This window comes from Pseudoduganella sp. SL102 (assembly GCF_027856995.1).
GTDB classification, from domain to species: Bacteria; Pseudomonadota; Gammaproteobacteria; order Burkholderiales; family Burkholderiaceae_D; genus Rugamonas; species Rugamonas albidiflava.
Window position 1 is genome coordinate 4,824,047 of sequence record NZ_CP115554.1, and the last position, 17,138, is coordinate 4,841,184.

Genomic DNA, 17,138 nt, shown 5'->3' on the forward strand with positions numbered 1-17,138 from the left:
GCACCATGGCTTCGCACAGGGCGGCCCGCAGTCGATGCACCGCGTGATGCGCCGACCACAAAGCGCTTATTGCAGACGAGTATTTTTGCTATGATGGGGGCGCCATCAAGGCATCGCACGGTCCGGCGCAGCCCCCTGCGCAGCCCCGGATCATAGGCCGGGAGACTACATTACACGTGTCAACACAACGAATGAAAACAGCCAAGAATGCCGCTTCCGCCGGGCGCAGCCAGGAATCCCGCGGCCCCGTAACGATGCACGACGTGGCCGCGCTGGCCGGCGTGTCGCGTGCCACGGTCTCGAAATATTTCAACGATGGCGAAGGCCTGAAGCCGGATACCAGGGCCCGCATCGAGCAGGCCTGCCGCGAACTGGAGTATGTGCCGGACCCGCATGCGGTCAGCCTGGTCAGGGGACGCTCGCGGATCGTCGGCGTCGTGCTCCCGGTCGTCAACGAACCCTTCTTTGCCGAGGCGCTGCGCGCGATCGAGCAGAAGGCCAAGGCGCTGGGCATGGATGTGATCATCCAGTGCTCGTACAACGATCCGGCCGAGGAAGCGGCGGCGCTGATGACGATGCGCTCGATGAAGGTGGCGGGCGTGGTGCTGACCGCGGTCGCGTCGCGGCAGAACCTCGACCTGCTGCGGCGGCTGGAACAGGAAATGCGCATCGTCTACCTGGACAGCTTCGTGCACGAGGACTGCGACTACGTGATGAACGACAACCGGCAAAGCATGGCGATGCTGACGCGCTACCTGCTCGGCCGCGGCCACCGCCCCGCTTACCTGGGCGCCCCGCCGGTCGCGCATCCTTCGCCCACCGAGCGGCTGGCCGGCTACCTGGACGCGGTGGCGGAAGCGGGCATGGCGCCGCTGGTGCTGCCGGCCAGCACGCAGCCGACCTGGGATTTCGAGGCGTACGGGTTTCGCCACGTGCTGGACTGGCTCACCAGCGGTGCCTGGCAGCGCAGCGGCGCCACCGCCCTCGCCTGCGGCACCGACCGGCTGGCGATCGGCGCCATGTCGGCCTGCCGGCGCTTCGGCCTGGAACCCGGCAAGGACATCGCCATCGCGGGGCATGACGACCTGCCGATCTCCGCCTACCTGCACCCGCCGCTGACCACCTTCCGGCAGGACGTTGCCGCCATCGGCGTGGCCGCGATGGAATGCCTGCAAGCCCAGCTCGATGGCACCGGCGCGGGGCCGTACCGGAAACGTTTTACAGGCGGCCTGGTACCGCGCGAATCCGCATAAGCCGACGGAGATCGCGCAAATCGCTTACACTGCATCAGTGATTTGACTGACGAAAGGTAAGGCATGCAGCGATATGACGTAGGACTCGTGGGCTACGGCCTGGGCGGCGCGATTTTCCACGCCCCGATGATTGCCGCCATTCCCGGCTTGCGCCTGGCGGGATTGCCAGCCGCAGCGCCGATCCGGCCACCCTGCACCCGTATCCCGGCGTGCGCCTGGACGACACCCCGCAGGCGATGCTGGACGATCCGGCCATTGCGCTGGTGGTGGTGTGCACGCCGAACGCCAGCCATTACGCGCTGGCCAAGGCCGCGCTGCAGGCCGGCAAGCATGTGGTGGTCGACAAGCCGTTCGTGCTGTCGTCCGCCGAGGGCGACGAACTGGCAGCCCTGGCACGCGACCGCGGCTTGCGTCTCGCGGTCTACCAGAACCGCCGCTGGGACGGCGACTTCCTCACGCTGCGCCGTACGCTTGAATCGGGCGAACTGGGCGCGGTGCACACCTACCGGGCCCACTTCGACCGCTACGCGCCGCAGGTAAAGGCGCGCTGGAAGGAACAGGCGCAGCCGGGCGCCGGCGTGTTGTGGGACCTGGGCTCGCACCTGATCGACCAGGCGCTGCAGCTGTTCGGCAAGCCCCACGCCGTCACCGCGCACCTGTCGACGCAGCGCGACGGTGCGCAGGTCGAGGATGCGTTCGAGCTGGTGCTGGACCATGGCGGCACGAAAGCCGTGCTGCATGCCGGCGCGCTGGTCCGCGCGCCCGGCCCGCGCTACCAGGTGCATGGCACGCTGGGCAGCTTCGTCAAGGTCGGCATCGATCCGCAGGAAGACGCGCTGAAAGCGGGCCAGCGGCCGGGCGATGCGGGCTGGGGCCACGATGCGCCCGCCAACTATGCCACCGTCACGCGGGCCGATGGCTCGCGGCATGCCGTCGAGACCCTTCCCGGCGCCTATCAGGCGTTCTACCAGGGCATGTACGACGCCATCGCTGAAGGCGGTGATGTCCCTGTAAAAGCCGAGGAGGCGGTGGATGTGATCCGGGTCATCGAACACGCCCTGCGCAGCCACCGCGAACGCCGCACCATCGATCTCACCTGAGGAGACTGGAATGCACGAAGACTTTGCCGGCCTGCTGCAGGCCCTGGCGCTGCAGGAGCAGCAGTTGCAGTTTGCCGCGTTCTCGAACGCCGACGCCCTGGCGGTCGGCTTGCGCATTGTCGAGCGTGCCCGCGCGCTGGGCAAGGCGGTGACGGTGGACATCACCCGCAGCGGCCACCAGCTGTTCCACCACGCCATGGACGGCACCACGCCGGACAACGCCGACTGGGTGCGCCGCAAGAACAACGTGGTGCAGCGCTATGGCCGCAGCTCGTGGCACGTGGGCACGCGCTACCGCAGCAGGGGCAAGACCTTCGAAGCCGACAGCGGCGCCGATGCCAGGGACTTCGCGGCCCACGGCGGCGCCTTTCCCATCATCCTGCGCGGCACGGGCGTGGTCGGCACGATCACCGTTTCCGGCCTGCCGCAGGAGGAAGACCATGAGATGGTGATCGCGGTATTGCGCGAGTATCTGGACACCGTGCAATGAGCGTGGAAGGCCTGGTCCCGCAATCGCGGCGGCTGGACGAGATCTGCGCCTATCTCGGCCAGCACTACCGGATCGGCATCGAGGATATCTGCCGGCTGTTCGGCGTCACCCGCGATACGGCCCGCCGCGACGTGGTGCGGCTGGACGCGGATGGCCGCGCCCTGCGCGTGCGCGGTGGCGCCGTGCTGCCGCCATCGGCCCGGCAGGTGCGGCATTACGCCGGCCGGGGCAGTGCCTCCTCCGCAAAGCAGGCGATCGGCGCCGCGGCGGCGGCGCTGATCCGCGACGGCGACCGGGTATTGTTCGACACCTCCACCACCGTGATGGAAGTCGCACGCGCGGTGGCTGCCGCGCGGCTGCATGCCGTGACCAATTCGATCGACATCGCCGAAGCCCTCGGCGGGCGCGAGGGCGTGGAACTGCACCTGACCGGCGGCCGTTTCAACCCGTGGCAGCGCAGCCTGGAAGGCCCGCAAGCCCGCCTGGGCCTCGCGCAATTCGACTTCGACAAGGTGATCCTGGGCGCCTGCGCGCTCGACCCGGACGGCCTCACCTGCCCGTCCGACGAGGAAAGCTCATTGAAGCAGGCGATGCTGCGTCAGGCCAGGCAGGTGATCGTGGTGGCGGAAGCGGCCAAGTTCGGCGCCGCGTTCCTGCACCGCCTGTGCACGTTCGAAGCGATCGACGTGCTGGTCACGGACCGGGCATTGCCGGCCGTGGTGGCCGAACGGCTCGCCACGCTGGGCGTGGAGGCGGTGGTGGCGGGGGACGGGGCAGCAAGGCCGGCTGGGGGCTGACGACGGGAATGGCCGTGTGAACGGGGCGCCCTTCCCTGCCAGGAAGAGCGCCACGTCCTGCGTTACGCGTTCGTGTGGGTAGCCGATTCCTGGGGCGGCCTGCGCAGCGCCTGGACAAGCGCGGCGGCGGTCGCCACCGTCGATGCCGAGGTGGGCTTTGCCGGCACGAATTCCCATACCTGGGCCGCCCCCGCGTCCGACACATGGAATCCCAGCACGTTTTCCGGATACCTGGCGAGACTGGCGATCTGGTCGATATCGCAGGTGGCGGCGCACGCCATCAGGATGGCGCCCGGCTTGGCAAGCTCGTTCAGCCGGCGCACCAGCCCGCCCGCCACATCGGTCCCCGCGCCCATGGCATCGACGATGACGTCGCAATCCTTCAGGTGGTGCAGGTTGATGGTGCCCGCCAGCAGCGCCACGCGCCGGTCGCGCTGGGCCGCCGTGAGTTGCCCGGCCACGCGGGAAGCCTCGCAAGCCGCGCGCACCGATGCCGTGGCGGCATCGAGCGTTTCGCGCGCCGGCTCATACACGGTGACCGGGATATCGGCATCCAGCAAATCCCTGGCGATCGCCATGCCCGTGGCCGTGGCGCCGATGATGCCAACGCGGGCGACCCGCTGGGAGAGGTCGTGCGATGCCGGTTCGTGCGCGGCAGTGTCCCCGCCCGGCTCCTGTGCGGAGACTGCTGCCCGGGCGTCATCGCGGCGCTGCGGATGGGGGCGAACCTTGACGGCCATCGGCGGCTTGCCGGCGCCCGGCCTGGCGTGGGACTGGATATCGTTCTGGTAGTGCGACATGTGAAGCTCCTCGAGATGAACTGAAACCTGTGCGTTGGCGCTCGCCCCATCCGGGGATCGCCAACCGATGATTCATCATAAGCTCCACGTGCCGGAAACTCTTATATCTTATAAAACAGCGGCGACTAAATTATTTGCGCAAAATCATGGACTTGCGCCGGATGTTTCGTATTGCGGAATGAACTTCTGCGCAACGGGAAACAAGCACGACAATAGTCACCACGATCGTTTCACGATGCGGAACGAGTTTCGATACCATGAAAACGCATCACAGCGGCCTGCCTGTATTCAGCGCTGCCGGCGCCGCTGCGGCAATGGGAAAGATCCGGTCATACGCCAGATTGAACAGGAACCCGTACACCAGGTAAAAGACCACGATCGCCAGGTCCATCAGCAGCGCCTGCCACAGGCCGATCCCCAGGTACCAGGCGATCAGCGGAATCAGCATGACGACCAGTCCCGCCTCGAACAGCAGCGTATGCGTGATCCGGATCGCCAGGGTCTTGTGGACACTGCCGCGCAGGCGGCGCATGGCCCGGTCGAAGCCTACGTTGAAGACGAAGTTCCACAGCGTGGCGAGGGTGGCGGACGCGATGCCGATGAAACCCATCTGCTCGACCGGATGGCCGAACACGGCGGCCGATCCCGGGATGAAGATGGCGAGGGCGACAGCCTCGAACAGGAGCGCGTGCCGTACGCGATCGCCGAATGTACGCATGGATTTTCTTTCGTGTTGACGGAACGAAAGCATGATCGCATACTCGACAAATGGATGCATACCGGCAAATTCGAGGCATGGTGCTTCAAATTTGAACCATGCAATCTCGTGAAACATTGCGTCTACTGAAACAGCGGTTCCCCTGAAACAGCGATCACCATGAAACAGCTCGACTGGAATGACTTGCGCATGCTGCTGCTCGTCGCGCAGGAAGGTACCTTGCGCGGCGCGGCCAGGAAGGTGGGCGTCAGTGCGGCAACGCTGGCCCGCCGGCTCGACGACCTGGAACAGGCGGTCGGGCAGAAACTCGTCGAGCGCTACCAGGGCGGCTGCATACCGACCGCCTTCGGTGCCGATATCGTCGCGCTGGCCGGGCAGATGGGCGAGATCGCGCTGGAAGTGGAACGCACGCGCGACCGGCAGGATGCGCATGCCGCGTCGGGCCTGGTGCGGATCAACACCGACGAATGGCTGTCGTACTTCCTGACGACCCGGTTCGCGCGCTTCCATGACGCGTACCCCAACGTCGAGGTGGAAATCGTGACGTCGCACCGGCCGTACAGCCTGGCGCGGCGCGAAGCCGACATTGCGATCCGGCCCTACCGTCCGGAACAGCTCGACCTCGTCACGCGCCGTCTCGGCACCCTGTCGTTCGGGCTGTATTGCAGCCGCGATGTGGCGGTGCGCCATGCCGCCGCCCTGGCCAGCGAAGACTGGGCCAGCCTGCCCTTCGTGGGTTTCGACGAGCCGCGCGCGGAGTTCCAGTCCGACCGGTGGCTGCGGGCGCTGCCCGGCGCGCCGGCGCCGTGGATGCGGTGCAGCTACGGCCTCGGCATCCTCGATGGCGTTTCCCACGGCGCCGGGCTGGGCGTGCTGGCGACCTTCCTCGCCACCGACCAGCTCGACCTGGTCGCCGCGCTTCCCCATATTCCCGAGCTTGACCAGGAAATCTAGCTATCGATGCACAACGGCTTGCGCACGAGTGCGCGTATCCGGGCGGTGGTCGATTTCGTCGGCCAGCTGTTCGGCGAGTACGACGCAACGGGACGCTGAGCCGGGACACGGGCAGTGCGGAGCGCTGTGTCGCGACGCCGTTGTCGCGACACGGCCTTCGGCACTGTAGGGTGCGCCGCCCGGTGCGGCGCTTCTCTACACTCTCGGGGCTGCCTGCCGGGAACGCCTGCCGACCAGGCGTCGGCCATGCCGCCGGCCGGCGAAACTTCCCTGGAGGGCATTTACCATGCACATCATCCTTGGCGGTACCGGCCGGGTTGGCTCGGCAACGGCGCTGGCCCTGTTGCGGCGCGGCGAACCGGTGACGATCGTGACGCGCAACGCCGCGCGTGCGACCAGCCTTGCGCAAGCCGGCGCACGCATCGCCGTCGCCGACATCCACGAGACCGGCAAGCTGCGCGAGATCCTGCGCGGCGGCACAACGGCATTCCTGCTCAATCCCCCGGCCGATCCGTCCACCGACACCGACGCCGTGGAGCACGCCACTGTCGATGCCATCGTTGCCGCGGCCAGCGGCGCGGGCCTGCAGAAAATCGTCGCCGCGTCGACCTACGGCGCCCGCCCCGGGCCGCCCTGCGGTGACCTGACGGTGCTGTTCGACTTCGAAGAGAAGCTGCGCACCCTGGGCATGCCGCTCGCGGTGAACCGCGCGGCCTACTACATGAGCAACTGGAGCGAGATGCTGGACATGGTGCGCGAACGGCGCACGCTGCCGAGCTTTTTCCCCGAAGACCTGGCCATCCCGATGGTCGCGCCGGCGGACCTGGGCGAACAGGCCGCGCGCCGGCTCATGGCGCCGGCGGATGACACCGGCGTGGAATACGTCGAAGGGCCGGCGCTGTACACGCCGCGCGACGTCGCCGACGCCTTCGCGTCCGCCCTCGGCGAGGCCATCGATGTCGACGTCATTCCCCGGGACGCATGGGAAGCCACATTCCGCCAGCTTGGCTTTTCGGAACCGGCCGCGCGAACCTATGCCCGCATGACCGGTACCGTCGTGGACGACGCCGGCAAGTGGCCCGCCACGCCGGTGCGGGGCACCACCACCTTGCAGGCGCATATCCGCGACGCCGTGGAGCGCGGCCGCGAAAGGCGGTGAAAAGGGGTGCCGCCGTGGCCGAAAGGCAGTCTCGCTGAGGCGATGAGCCAACCGGCACGCATGCCGAAGGTACATTGACGATGCAACAGCGCCTCGCCGAATGCGGTCAGCCCCGCGTCGCCGGCAGGCGGATGGCAAAGGTGGCGCCCTGCCCGCGCCCGGCACTGCTGACGCTCAGCGTGCCCTGGTGCAGCTCGACGATCCGGCGTGCGATGTACAGTCCCAGCCCGAGGCCCGTGGCGTTATTGTCCTGCTGCAGCGTGAAGGCATCGAACACGCGCGGCAGGTCGTCCGGTTCGATGCCCTGGCCCGAGTCGGCGATATCGATGGCGACCGTGTTGCCGCTACGGCCGACCGTGATGCGGATGACGCCGCCCTCCGGGGTGAACTTGACGGCGTTGAACAGCAGGTTCCAGATCACCTGCTGCAGGCGCCGGCCATCCGCTTCCAGGCGGATATCGTCGCCATGGTCGGCCGGCGTGACCTGGATGAGGATACGCTTGGACTGCGCGAGGGTTTCCACGGTCGAGATCGCATCGCGCAGCACCTGGCCCAGGCTGACCCGCGTGCGGGTGATCGACATGTGGCCGGTCAGCGTGCGCGCGGCATCGATCAGGTCGTCGACCATGCCGGCTTCCTGGCGCACGTGCACGCGCATCGTTTCCAGCCCGCTGACGGCGGCCGGCGGCAAGTCGGCAATGGTGCGCAGCATCACCTCGATGCGCAGCGCCAGCGCCGACAGCGGCGTGCGCATCTCATGCGATACCGTCGCCAGGAACAGTTCGCGCGTGCGGTTCACGCGCGTCAGGTCGTCGATGATCTCGCGCTGGCGGTCGAGCGTGCGCGACAGCGTGCCCAGCAGCGCCGTGTAGGTAGCCATGCGCTCCGCGGACACGGGTGCGTCCAGGCGCGCCTCGTTCCACAGCACATGGCCCGGCAAGCCGATCTGCCGGGCGATGCGCTCGCATTCCAGCGGCGAGCTGAAGTCGGCGAAGCGCCAGCCGAACACCACCACGCCGTACAGCTTGCCGCCCAGCATGAGGGGCTGCGTGCAGACGCGCAGGCCGCCGAACTGTGCCGACGCAGGTTCGCCATCGGCGCACACCGACTGCACCAGCGTGCGCTCGAGCGCCGTGCCCGGCCCATCGTCGGCCCACAGGGTGGAGCGGGCCAGCAAGGCGGCCAGGCGCGAGCCTGTCTTGGGGCCGATGCGGCGCACGCCGGAGATATCGAAGGCCGACGTGACGAGGCCGGTCGCCTCGGTGAACTGGAGCAGCGGCGTCTCCCAGTCCTCCCAGTCGACCGGCGTATTGCCTGGCAAGCTAACCGTGATCATTCGGCGCGATCATTCAGCGTCATCACTCCGGCGTTTCGGTAGGCAAGTCCGCGGATTCCGGCATGGGCTTGCCCTTGGCGACGGCGCCCTCGATCAGTGGACTCTGGCGTGACGGCGAGCGCGACAGCAAGCCGTAATACGAGGAGAACGGCAGCTGGGGCACGGCACCCGACTGGGTGGCATCGTCGCTTTCATCGAGCAGCAGCAGGCCGCCTTCGCCGATGGTGTATTCGCGCGTCACCTGCAGGTTGCGGCTGCCGCGCACTTTCGGCACGGCGATGGCCCGGCGCAGCACGGTCGATACCTCGACATAGTTCAGCAGGATGATGTTGTCGACCAGATGCGAGCCCTTGAGTTCTTCGCTGATCTGCGATACGCCCAGCAGCTCCGGGCTTTCGTAGTTGAACAGCGTGGTGGCCAGGCGGTTCTTGAAGAACGTGGCCAGCGCATACAGGTAATCGGCCACTTCGCTGCGGCTGGTCATCTCGTAGACGGCGATGGAATCGAACACCACGCAGTCGATCCGCTGTTCCTCGACCAGCCTGACGATGCGCTCGAAGTGCACATCGAGTTCCAGTTCCAGCGGCGATTCGTAGTGGATGAACAATTCGCCCCGGTCGACCTGCCCCTGCAGGTCGAAGCCGAGCGAGCGGGCGTTGCGCATCAGCTGGGCCGGGTGTTCGTCCAGGCTGACCAGCATCGCCTTGTGGCCGGTCCGGATCGCCTCGGTGAGGAACTGCACGCTCAGCACCGTCTTGCCGGTGCCGGAAATGCCGCTCACCAGCGTGACGGAACCCTTGTAGATGCCGCCGTCCATCATCTTGTCGATCGCCGGCGAGCCGGTCGACAGGCGCTCTTCCGACGTCGGCTGGTCGACCGAAGCGACCGGGCGCGACTGGGCACGCCGGTAGACATGCACGCCGACGGCCGGCTCGATGCGCATCGTGTGGCTGCCGCCGATGAAGTCCTGGCCGCGCGACTTCATGACTGCCAGGCGGCGGTGCACACGCCGGCGCATTTCTTCGCGCGTCAGCGAAATGATGGTGTCGAAGACGAAGCGCTCGTGGGCCGACACGCCGGTCAGCGACTCGTCCTTTTCCGCCGTGACCATGGTGGTCACGCCCAGCCGCGTGAGGCCTTCGATCAGCAGGTGCACGTCTTCGCGGAACGGCATGTCGTTCACCTCGGCATACAGCCGCATCGGCGTCAGCCCATCGATCAGCAGGCGCCTGGCGCCCATCGCCACCAGCGATGCCGCGAAGGCGCCGTCCTGGCTGCGGAATTCGCTGAGCAGCACGGCCGGGCTGGTCTGGATGATCTTGATCTTGCCCTGGTCGATCATGCCCTGCAGGTCCCAGTCGAAGCCGGCCGCGTCGCGCAGCAGCTTGGCGGAATCGAGCTCGAAGGAGACGATGGCGCCGGGTTCGTCATGGTCCCTGGCGCCGTGGTAGATGAAGCCCAGGCCGAGCGTGGTCTTGCCGGAGCCCGGCGGGCCCTCGACGATCAGGTTGTTGTTGCGCGGAATGCCGCCATGCAATATTTCGTCAAGGCCGACGATGCCGGTCTTCACTTTGTCGTTCATGAATTGCCCTTTTCATATGTTAGTTCCAGCTTAACATGCGTTTGCGCAACTCACACGCACGCTCGCGCCCGCCCGAGGGAGGCTTGTCGATCTGGTGGAACCGGGGATGTGCAAGGGCGAGTTCTCGTGCCGGCGGCAGAACGCGCCAGGCCGGCAGGGTGGAAGGAGCCGGCGCATGGCCGCCGGCGGCCATGCGCTAGAAGGCGTGCCGGACGCCGACCATGGTGCCGAACTGCGTGGCGCCGGCAGCGGGGGCCGAGCCGGGCGCACCGCCGCTGACCGAACCGGTGTCCATGCCGATGCCCGACTCCAGCGCGAACACGGCGTGCATGCCACCGCCGAGGTCTTCGCTGCCGCGGATGCCCCACCGCGAAGGAAAGGTGCCCGTGATGGTGGGTACCCGCGTCAGGCTCCTGCCCGACGGCCCCACATGGTTCACGTACTCGACACCGGTGTCGAGTACGCCGTACAGCGTGACCGGCTGGGCCGCGGCCGTTAGCGGCGCGCCGACCATCATTGCGCTTGTCATCGTCATGGCCATGGCCGCGGCCATGACCCGATTCCTTGTCTCCATCGGTCTTCCGTTCTTGTCGTGTATCCAGGGTTGTGCCGGATGTGCGGCCGCCTCAACCACCCTTTGCCGCCGTGGCATCGCCGCGCAGCAATCGGGAACCGGCGTGCAGCGATGCTGCGGCAACGGCGGCCAGCAGCGCGGGCATCGCCAACGCCTGCAGCAGCGTGACCGGATCGATGTCGCTCGCCACGCCGATCCCCGCCAGCTGGATGCCGAGGATGCCGCCGAGGCGGCCGACACTCTGCATCCAGCTCAGGCCCGTGGCGCGGGCCGCCACCGGATAGACCGACGTCGCCAGCACCTGGAAACCGGTTTGCCCGCCCATCACCAGCACACCCGCCAGGAAACCCGTCGACAGCAGCGCGGCACTGCCCCGACCGACAACCGCGACCCACAGCAGCGAAACCAGTGCCGCGCCGAGGTAGGTGGCCACCACGACCGCCCTGCTGCCGAAGCGGTCCATCAGCCAGCCGATCAGCAATGCGCCGATGGCGCCGCCCGCCTGCAGGCTCGCGCCGCTCAGCGATGCGGTCGGCGCGGGAACTCCCTTGAAGGTCAGGAAGCTGGGCAACCAGTTGATCAGCGTGAACGTCATCAGCAAGCCGGCACCGTTGGCGAGCCACAGCAAGGCGGTCTTGCGCCGGTAGGCAGCCGACAGGATGATCGACAGCGGATTGACCGCCGCGGCCTGCCGCTCCGGCAAGGCGGGCACCTCGACCTGCCTTCCCACGATGCGCGACAGCAGGGCCGCGACGGCGCCGCGGTCGCCCCTGCGTTCGGCGAGAAAGCCGATCGACTCCGGCAGGCGCCAGCACAGCCATGGCAGCAAGGCCAGCGGCAGCACCGCGCCGATGACGAACATCGCGCGCCAGCCGTGCTGCTGCGTGACGATGGGCGTGAGCCAGCCAACGGCGGCGCCGCCCAGCGTGTAGCCGCAGTACATCGAGGTGATCAGCAGCGCACGCCGCCGCGCCGGCGCGTATTCGGACACCAGCGTCACGGCGCAGGGCATGGCCGCCCCCAGTCCGAGCCCCGTGACGAAGCGCCATGCCACCAGCGCTTCGAGCGAAGCACAGTAGGCCGTTGCCAGGTTGGCCAGGCCGAACACGGCCACGGCGCCCAGCAGCAAGGGCCGCCTTCCTACCCGGTCGGCCAGGATCCCCGCGCCGCAGCCGGCGATCATCAGCCCGGCGACACCGGCGGTGAATGCCGGGGTCAGCGCGCCCTTGGCGAGCTGCCATTCCGCGCCGATATAAGGCGCGAGAAAGCCGATCAGCACCGTGTCCAGGCCATCCAGGAACATGATCAGGAAACACAGGATGAATACCGCCCACTGCAGTCCGGACAGTGGACTGCCATCGACCAGCGTGCGATAGCTGCCGCCCGCTTCATGGTGTGACGTCATCGTACTTTTCCGTTTGCTCGGCGATGCCCGCTGCGGCCGGTCGCATGTACCGCTTCGGGGCCGGGGGCAAGGATTTCAGGGAGTGCCGGCAGGGCAGGCGCGCAGGCGCCCGTCGCGGCACGGCGTGCCGCTGTCGCGGTGGATCTCATGGGTGTCTCCGTATCGTTGTCGTGGACGCGGCAGTTGCCTGCCTGTCCGCTGCAGTATCGCTACGGAGCGTGGAGTTTGTAAAATTGAAAGCCTGGATGGAAGGTATCCGTCCGGGCGATACGTGCGCCCGGACGGCCGGGTGCACCGTCTCAGTCGAGCTGGCGCACCGTCAGCGTGACGTAGCCCCGGTTGTTGGCATAGAAAGCGAAAGCATCGTTCGCGTAGGCATGGAAGTAGCCGGAACGCTGCGCCGTGTAGTCGCAGCCGGTACCGATCCGGAACGCTTCGTGGGGCTCGGGATTGCCTTGCCGTTCACCGCGTCCGTTGGCGATCGCTCCCGTCAGGCAGAACCACGGCCAGTCGTCATGGCGCCGCGATGCGCGGAATTCGGCATGCGGATTGCCGGTGAGTTCGCGGAAGGCGGCCTCGAAACGCCCCACCACATTGGCACCGATATGCGCCAGCTCGGCGATGCTGAACTTGCCGTCCTCCGTTCCCGCGGGCCCGCAGACGACGGAGCCGTCGACCCACTGGCCGCGGGCCTCGAACCGGTAGCGCCGTCCCGCTTCGAGCCACAGGCCGGTCGGGTTCCACGGTTCGCGCGCGTAGATCTCGATGGCGCGGCCGTCCGGCGTCAGGTGCGGCTGGCGATACGGGCACTGGGTGATGGGCGGCTTGCGCAGGCGGTCCAGCGCCGACCGGTGGAAGTGCTGCTCTTCCAGCAGCGAAGGAATGCTGCGCGGCTGCGTCTCGAGCAGCGCGAACACGCCGGTGCGCGGGTCGTGCAGCATGTCGTGATAATCCGGCCTGACCTGCTCGACCATGCCGTCGTTGAAGGCCAGCCCGGCTGCTCTCGCCTCGCCGATCATCCATGCCAGGGCGCCGTCGGACAAGCCACATTCCCGGTAGCCGCCGCCGACATCCGAGTGCACGCCGGGGAACCACAGCTGCTGGACATCGGCGTCCGGCGCGACATCGGTCCATAGCGTGGGCGCGAAGGTCTTGCGTTGCTCGTCCATCGCCAGCGCATGGCGCGCGGTCCGCACATTGCCGCTCAGGGAGGTACTGTGGAACATGTGGTCCTTGGGATCGTCCACCAGGTCGAGCCAGCCCATGTCGTCGGGGATGCCCAGCGCGCCCACCGTGTCCCACACGCCGAGAAAGCGCACCGGTATCGACTCGCCGGCGGCATTGTGGAAACGCGCTTGCCCGATCCGCTCGCGCACGGGCGCGATCGGCTTGCCCTCCCGGTAGCCATCCTCGAACAGGCGTTCGATGGCATCCCACGACCCGGATGGCGCATCCTCGCCGACGCGCAGCAGGCCGCAGCAGTTGATGAAGCCCACCAGGCTGCGCACCGTGTAGGCCCCCCTGCTGAAGCCGAACAGGTACAGCTGGTCGCCCGGCTCGTAGCTCCGGCACAGCCATTCGTACGCGCTCAGGATGTTGCGCGACAGCCCGGTTCCCGTGCCGCCGCCCAGCATCTTGTCCAGCTTCGACCCGCCGGCCCCCACGCCGGGGTGGTAGTAGACGCGCTGGGTATTGTCGCTGGCCAGCGCGTTCGCCATGCGCACGACGTTGGTCGGCGCGGCGACTCCCCCATCCATCTGGTCCCGTGAGTTCCAGGTTCCATCACAACAGACAACCAGTCGCCGCATCGCATCCCCCTGTGTCATCGCCAAGCGCCAGCCGCTTCGGAGCACGCTTGCAATTCTGAACCTGGCGCGGCGAGCCAGTTGTCACCAATTGTCGCCATTGCCCTGAAGAGGCCGGATCGTCGGCGGAAAGCCACGGAACCAGCGGCGGCGCCGGCTGCACTGCGGCGCCCTGTTGCGCGAGCATTGCGCCAGGCGATGGCGTGCTGGCCGGGCCAGCTGTTTCGCCACGGCGCCGCAGCGCGGGATCGATGGTTCAGCGAGGTGCCACGCTGATCGCCGAAACGATCGCCTTGCCCTTCTTCGACACGAAGCCGATGCGCGCCATGCCGCCCTGCACGGTGATGGGAACGATCCGTTCATGGGCGACCATCGTTCCCGCCTCGGCAGCGATATCGACATTTTCCAGGACCACCTGTCCGCCGGCGACGACGTCGAAGACCCGCTGCCCTTTCCCGGCTTTCCCGTCCGGCTCGACGAAGCGCAGCGTCAACGCATACTCGCCGTCCGGCAGCGGCAGGTCATAGTGGAAGTCGCCGGTACGCCAGGCCTGGTAGAGGCCCTGGTCCTGCGCGCCGCCCACGACCTTGTTCGGGCGCTTGCCGAACCCGGCGCGATTGAGCAGCTGCCCTTCGCCGCCCGTGAAGAAATCATCCGAACCATGCAGGCCCGCCGCGGTATCGGTCACCGCCACCTGCCCGGCGAGGATGCGATAGGTGCCGGGCCCCTCCTCGCGCTGCCACACAGCACGGTCCCGCATGTCGCGCCCCGCCAGCGATGCGCTCACTTCCACCACGTTGTCGCCCTTGGCCAGCGCGACCCTGCGCCAGCGGCAGACCCGTTCGATGCAGGCGGCCGTGCCGAGGTCCCTGCCGTTCACGGTCAGGCGCGCCTCGGCCGCATTGCTGTAGGCCTTCACGTCGGCGAACGGGCTGGCGCGCCGGGTATAGCGGTGCCCGGCCAGGTACAGCATGGGCTCGGGGTTCCAGTGCGCCTTGTAGAAGTAAAAGGCTTCCTTGCGCACGCTCCGGTCGAAGCTGACGATGCCCTTGTTGTTGGTGTCCGTCAGGTCGCCCTCCTGCCGCGAGGGCGAACTGAAATCGAACATGTTCCACAGCCAGGTGCCCCACAGGTAGTGCCGGTCGCGCAACTGCGGCCACGAGGTCTCGTGGACATGGGCCTGGAACTGCTCGGGATGCGGCCGGCCCATCGCATTGACGGGGCCACCCAACGGATTGTCCGAGTGCTGCGTGAGCCCGCCGCCGGCACCGTACTCGGTCACGCTGAGCGACTTGGCCGGATAGTGCGCATGCACGCGGTCGAGGTACTTGCCCAGGTCGCCCGTGGTGCCGTAGTACCAGCCGGCATAGACGTTGACGCCGAAGACATCGACGGCTTCCGGCGGCGCGTCGAGCCCGGCCTGCTTCTCGCCGGGCGTGGTCTCGCCCGGGATCGTGCCGCAGCACGACGCCAGCACGGCAGGCCGTGAAGGATCTTCATCGCGGGACAGCTCGGCCAGGCGGCGCAGCAACGGCAGCGTGGCCGGCTTCAGCGGCGACCACAGCCCCATGAGGTTCGGTTCATTGGCGATCGACCAGGCGGCGATGGATGGGTGATGGTGGTTCTGGCGGATCAGTTCGCGGAGGTGCGTTTCCGCGTTCTCGATGAAGGCCGGCGTCGCCGCAGCGATGCCGTGCGGCGCCGTGAGATTGACCAGCGGGATCTCGGCCCAGACCACCAGCCCCAGGCGGTCGGCCAGGTCGTACTCGGCCTGCGCATGCTGGTAGTGCGCCAGCCGTACCGTGTTCGCGCCGATTTCCGTGATCAGCGCATAGTCGCGCGCCAGCTCCTCGTCCGTGCCGGCCCACCCGTTCTCGCCGCTTTCCTGGTGGCGGTTCACGCCGTGCAGCGCCAGCCGCTTGCCGTTCAGGAAGAAGCCGCCGTCCGGATCGAAGCGCATGGTCCGGATGCCGATATTGCGCGTCACCGTGTCCCGCAGCCGCCCCGCGGCGAGCACATCGACTTTCAGGCGGTACAGGTAGGGATCGGCCCTGCCATTCCACAGGCGTGCGCCGGGAACCGCCAGCGTGACCTTCCGTTCCTCACTGGCGCCGGACCGCACCTGCAGCTTGTCGCTGGCCGATGCCACCACGGCGCCAGCCGCATCGAGCAGCGCATAGCGCACGGTGGCAGGCTCCGCCTTGCCCGTATCGTTACGGACCCTGGCCACCACCTCGACGGTGGCCGAACTGTCGCCGACCTGCAAAGTCCGCGCATACACCCCGGGGCCGCCGTGATCGTCCAGTTCGAGGTGCAGCGGATCCGACGTCACCAGCGACACTTTGCGGTAGAGCCCGCCGAACATGAACCAGTCTCCTCCCATCGGCAGCGTCTCGGCCGTCGCCGAACCCTTGGTTTCAGGCGCCGTGTTATCGGTCCGGACCATCAGCCGGTTGGTTCCCGTGCGCAGGTGGTCGCTCACGTCGAAGCGGAATCCGGACACGCCGCCACGGTGCGTGCCGACCTTGCTGCCGTTGAGCCATACGTCGGTCACGATGCTGGCACCGTCGAACTGCAGCCAGCTGCGGCGCGGCTTCGCCGCCGCCGCGGGAGCCTTGAAATCAAGCTGGTACCAGCCTTGTCCGCGGCGGTCGTCGTAACCCGGTGCCTTGTCGATGTGGCCGCCGATGCGGTTCCACGTATGGGGCAGCGTGACCGCCCGCCAGGCGGGGTCCGCTGCGCCAGGCTCGGCGCTGCCATCCTGCCGGAACAGGAAACGCCAGCCCTGGTCCAGCACGGCCTCGGTCCGCACCTTGGCGACGTACGCCGCCGCCATGGCCGGGCTCGGGACGCCAGCGCACAGCGTTATTGCCACCATGACCGCCGCTCCCCACGAGTGTTGCATCCTGTTCACATTGTCTCCTCACTAAAATATTAGTGCCGAGTGTACTGACCGCGACACGGCCCGGCAAAACGGTTCTGCCGATACCTTCTATCGATAAAAGCGCTTGGACAGCGTGAAAAAGGCACGGCTAGGATGTCGAACCGCCGCCATCGGGTGCTAGCTAATATATTAGGGTATTAGCTCCGGGCCATGCCTTGCGAGCGGCAGGCGGCGTGCATACCGCCCGATGGACCGCCACATGGCGCCCACCAGCGGCGCCC

14 protein-coding genes are annotated in these 17,138 nt (G+C 67.5%); 6 read left to right on the forward strand and 8 right to left on the reverse strand.

The window, feature by feature from the left end:
• Positions 1-191 precede the first annotated feature (191 nt).
• From OU994_RS20345 to OU994_RS20360, 4 genes are all read left to right on the forward strand, one after another.
• Entirely contained in the window at positions 192-1,253 is a 1,062-nt protein-coding gene (locus tag OU994_RS20345; protein ID WP_281607417.1) for a LacI family DNA-binding transcriptional regulator, read from the forward strand.
• A 209-nt stretch (positions 1,254-1,462) separates the two neighbouring features.
• Positions 1,463-2,353 carry an oxidoreductase gene (locus OU994_RS20350; RefSeq protein ID WP_281607418.1) on the forward strand — a complete coding sequence of 297 codons (891 nt, stop codon included), beginning with the start codon at positions 1,463-1,465 and terminating at the stop codon, positions 2,351-2,353.
• A gap of 10 nt (positions 2,354-2,363) precedes the next feature.
• Positions 2,364-2,843 carry a heme-degrading domain-containing protein gene (locus tag OU994_RS20355; protein WP_281607419.1) on the forward strand — a complete coding sequence of 160 codons (480 nt, stop codon included), beginning with the start codon at positions 2,364-2,366 and terminating at the stop codon, positions 2,841-2,843.
• A complete protein-coding gene (locus tag OU994_RS20360; RefSeq protein ID WP_281607420.1) occupies positions 2,840-3,640 on the forward strand; it encodes a DeoR/GlpR family DNA-binding transcription regulator in 801 nt (266 codons plus the stop codon). Before OU994_RS20355 ends, OU994_RS20360 begins: the two co-directional genes overlap by 4 nt.
• Positions 3,641-3,702: 62 nt before the next feature.
• Here OU994_RS20360 and OU994_RS20365 read toward each other — a convergent pair whose 3' ends face one another.
• Together OU994_RS20365 and OU994_RS20370 are read right to left on the reverse strand one after the other, a co-directional pair.
• Positions 3,703-4,440 carry a 3-hydroxyacyl-CoA dehydrogenase NAD-binding domain-containing protein gene (locus OU994_RS20365; RefSeq protein WP_281607421.1) on the reverse strand — a complete coding sequence of 246 codons (738 nt, stop codon included), beginning with the start codon at positions 4,438-4,440 and terminating at the stop codon, positions 3,703-3,705.
• A 268-nt stretch (positions 4,441-4,708) separates the two neighbouring features.
• On the reverse strand, positions 4,709-5,275 hold the full coding sequence (locus tag OU994_RS20370) for a PACE efflux transporter (protein ID WP_281607422.1): 567 nt from the start codon (positions 5,273-5,275) through the stop codon (positions 4,709-4,711).
• Between the two features lie 42 nt (positions 5,276-5,317).
• Here OU994_RS20370 and OU994_RS20375 point away from each other — a divergent pair, with 42 nt between their 5' ends.
• On the forward strand, positions 5,318-6,112 hold the full coding sequence (locus tag OU994_RS20375) for a LysR family transcriptional regulator (protein WP_281607423.1): 795 nt from the start codon (positions 5,318-5,320) through the stop codon (positions 6,110-6,112).
• A gap of 286 nt (positions 6,113-6,398) precedes the next feature.
• Positions 6,399-7,271 (forward strand): NmrA family NAD(P)-binding protein, encoded by an 873-nt coding sequence (locus OU994_RS20380; protein WP_281607424.1) that lies wholly within the window; start codon positions 6,399-6,401, stop codon positions 7,269-7,271.
• Between the two features lie 106 nt (positions 7,272-7,377).
• Here OU994_RS20380 and OU994_RS20385 read toward each other — a convergent pair whose 3' ends face one another.
• The 6 genes from OU994_RS20385 to OU994_RS20410 all read right to left on the reverse strand — a co-directional run bounded on the left by OU994_RS20385 (position 7,378) and on the right by OU994_RS20410 (position 16,878).
• On the reverse strand, positions 7,378-8,607 hold the full coding sequence (locus OU994_RS20385) for a sensor histidine kinase KdpD (RefSeq protein WP_281607425.1): 1,230 nt from the start codon (positions 8,605-8,607) through the stop codon (positions 7,378-7,380).
• A 22-nt stretch (positions 8,608-8,629) separates the two neighbouring features.
• The gene (locus OU994_RS20390; RefSeq protein WP_131145339.1) at positions 8,630-10,189 is read right to left on the reverse strand and encodes an ATPase domain-containing protein; all 1,560 of its coding nucleotides are present in this window, start codon (positions 10,187-10,189) and stop codon (positions 8,630-8,632) included.
• A 196-nt stretch (positions 10,190-10,385) separates the two neighbouring features.
• Positions 10,386-10,742 carry a porin gene (locus OU994_RS20395; protein WP_373922473.1) on the reverse strand — a complete coding sequence of 119 codons (357 nt, stop codon included), beginning with the start codon at positions 10,740-10,742 and terminating at the stop codon, positions 10,386-10,388.
• 73 nt (positions 10,743-10,815) lie between these two features.
• Positions 10,816-12,168 (reverse strand): MFS transporter, encoded by a 1,353-nt coding sequence (locus OU994_RS20400; RefSeq protein ID WP_281607426.1) that lies wholly within the window; start codon positions 12,166-12,168, stop codon positions 10,816-10,818.
• Between the two features lie 299 nt (positions 12,169-12,467).
• Positions 12,468-13,994: a DUF2235 domain-containing protein gene (locus tag OU994_RS20405; RefSeq protein ID WP_307731723.1), complete on the reverse strand. Its 1,527-nt coding sequence runs from the start codon at positions 13,992-13,994 to the stop codon at positions 12,468-12,470.
• 235 nt (positions 13,995-14,229) lie between these two features.
• A complete protein-coding gene (locus OU994_RS20410; protein WP_281611674.1) occupies positions 14,230-16,878 on the reverse strand; it encodes a glycoside hydrolase family 2 TIM barrel-domain containing protein in 2,649 nt (882 codons plus the stop codon).
• Between the last annotated feature and the right edge of the window lie 260 nt (positions 16,879-17,138).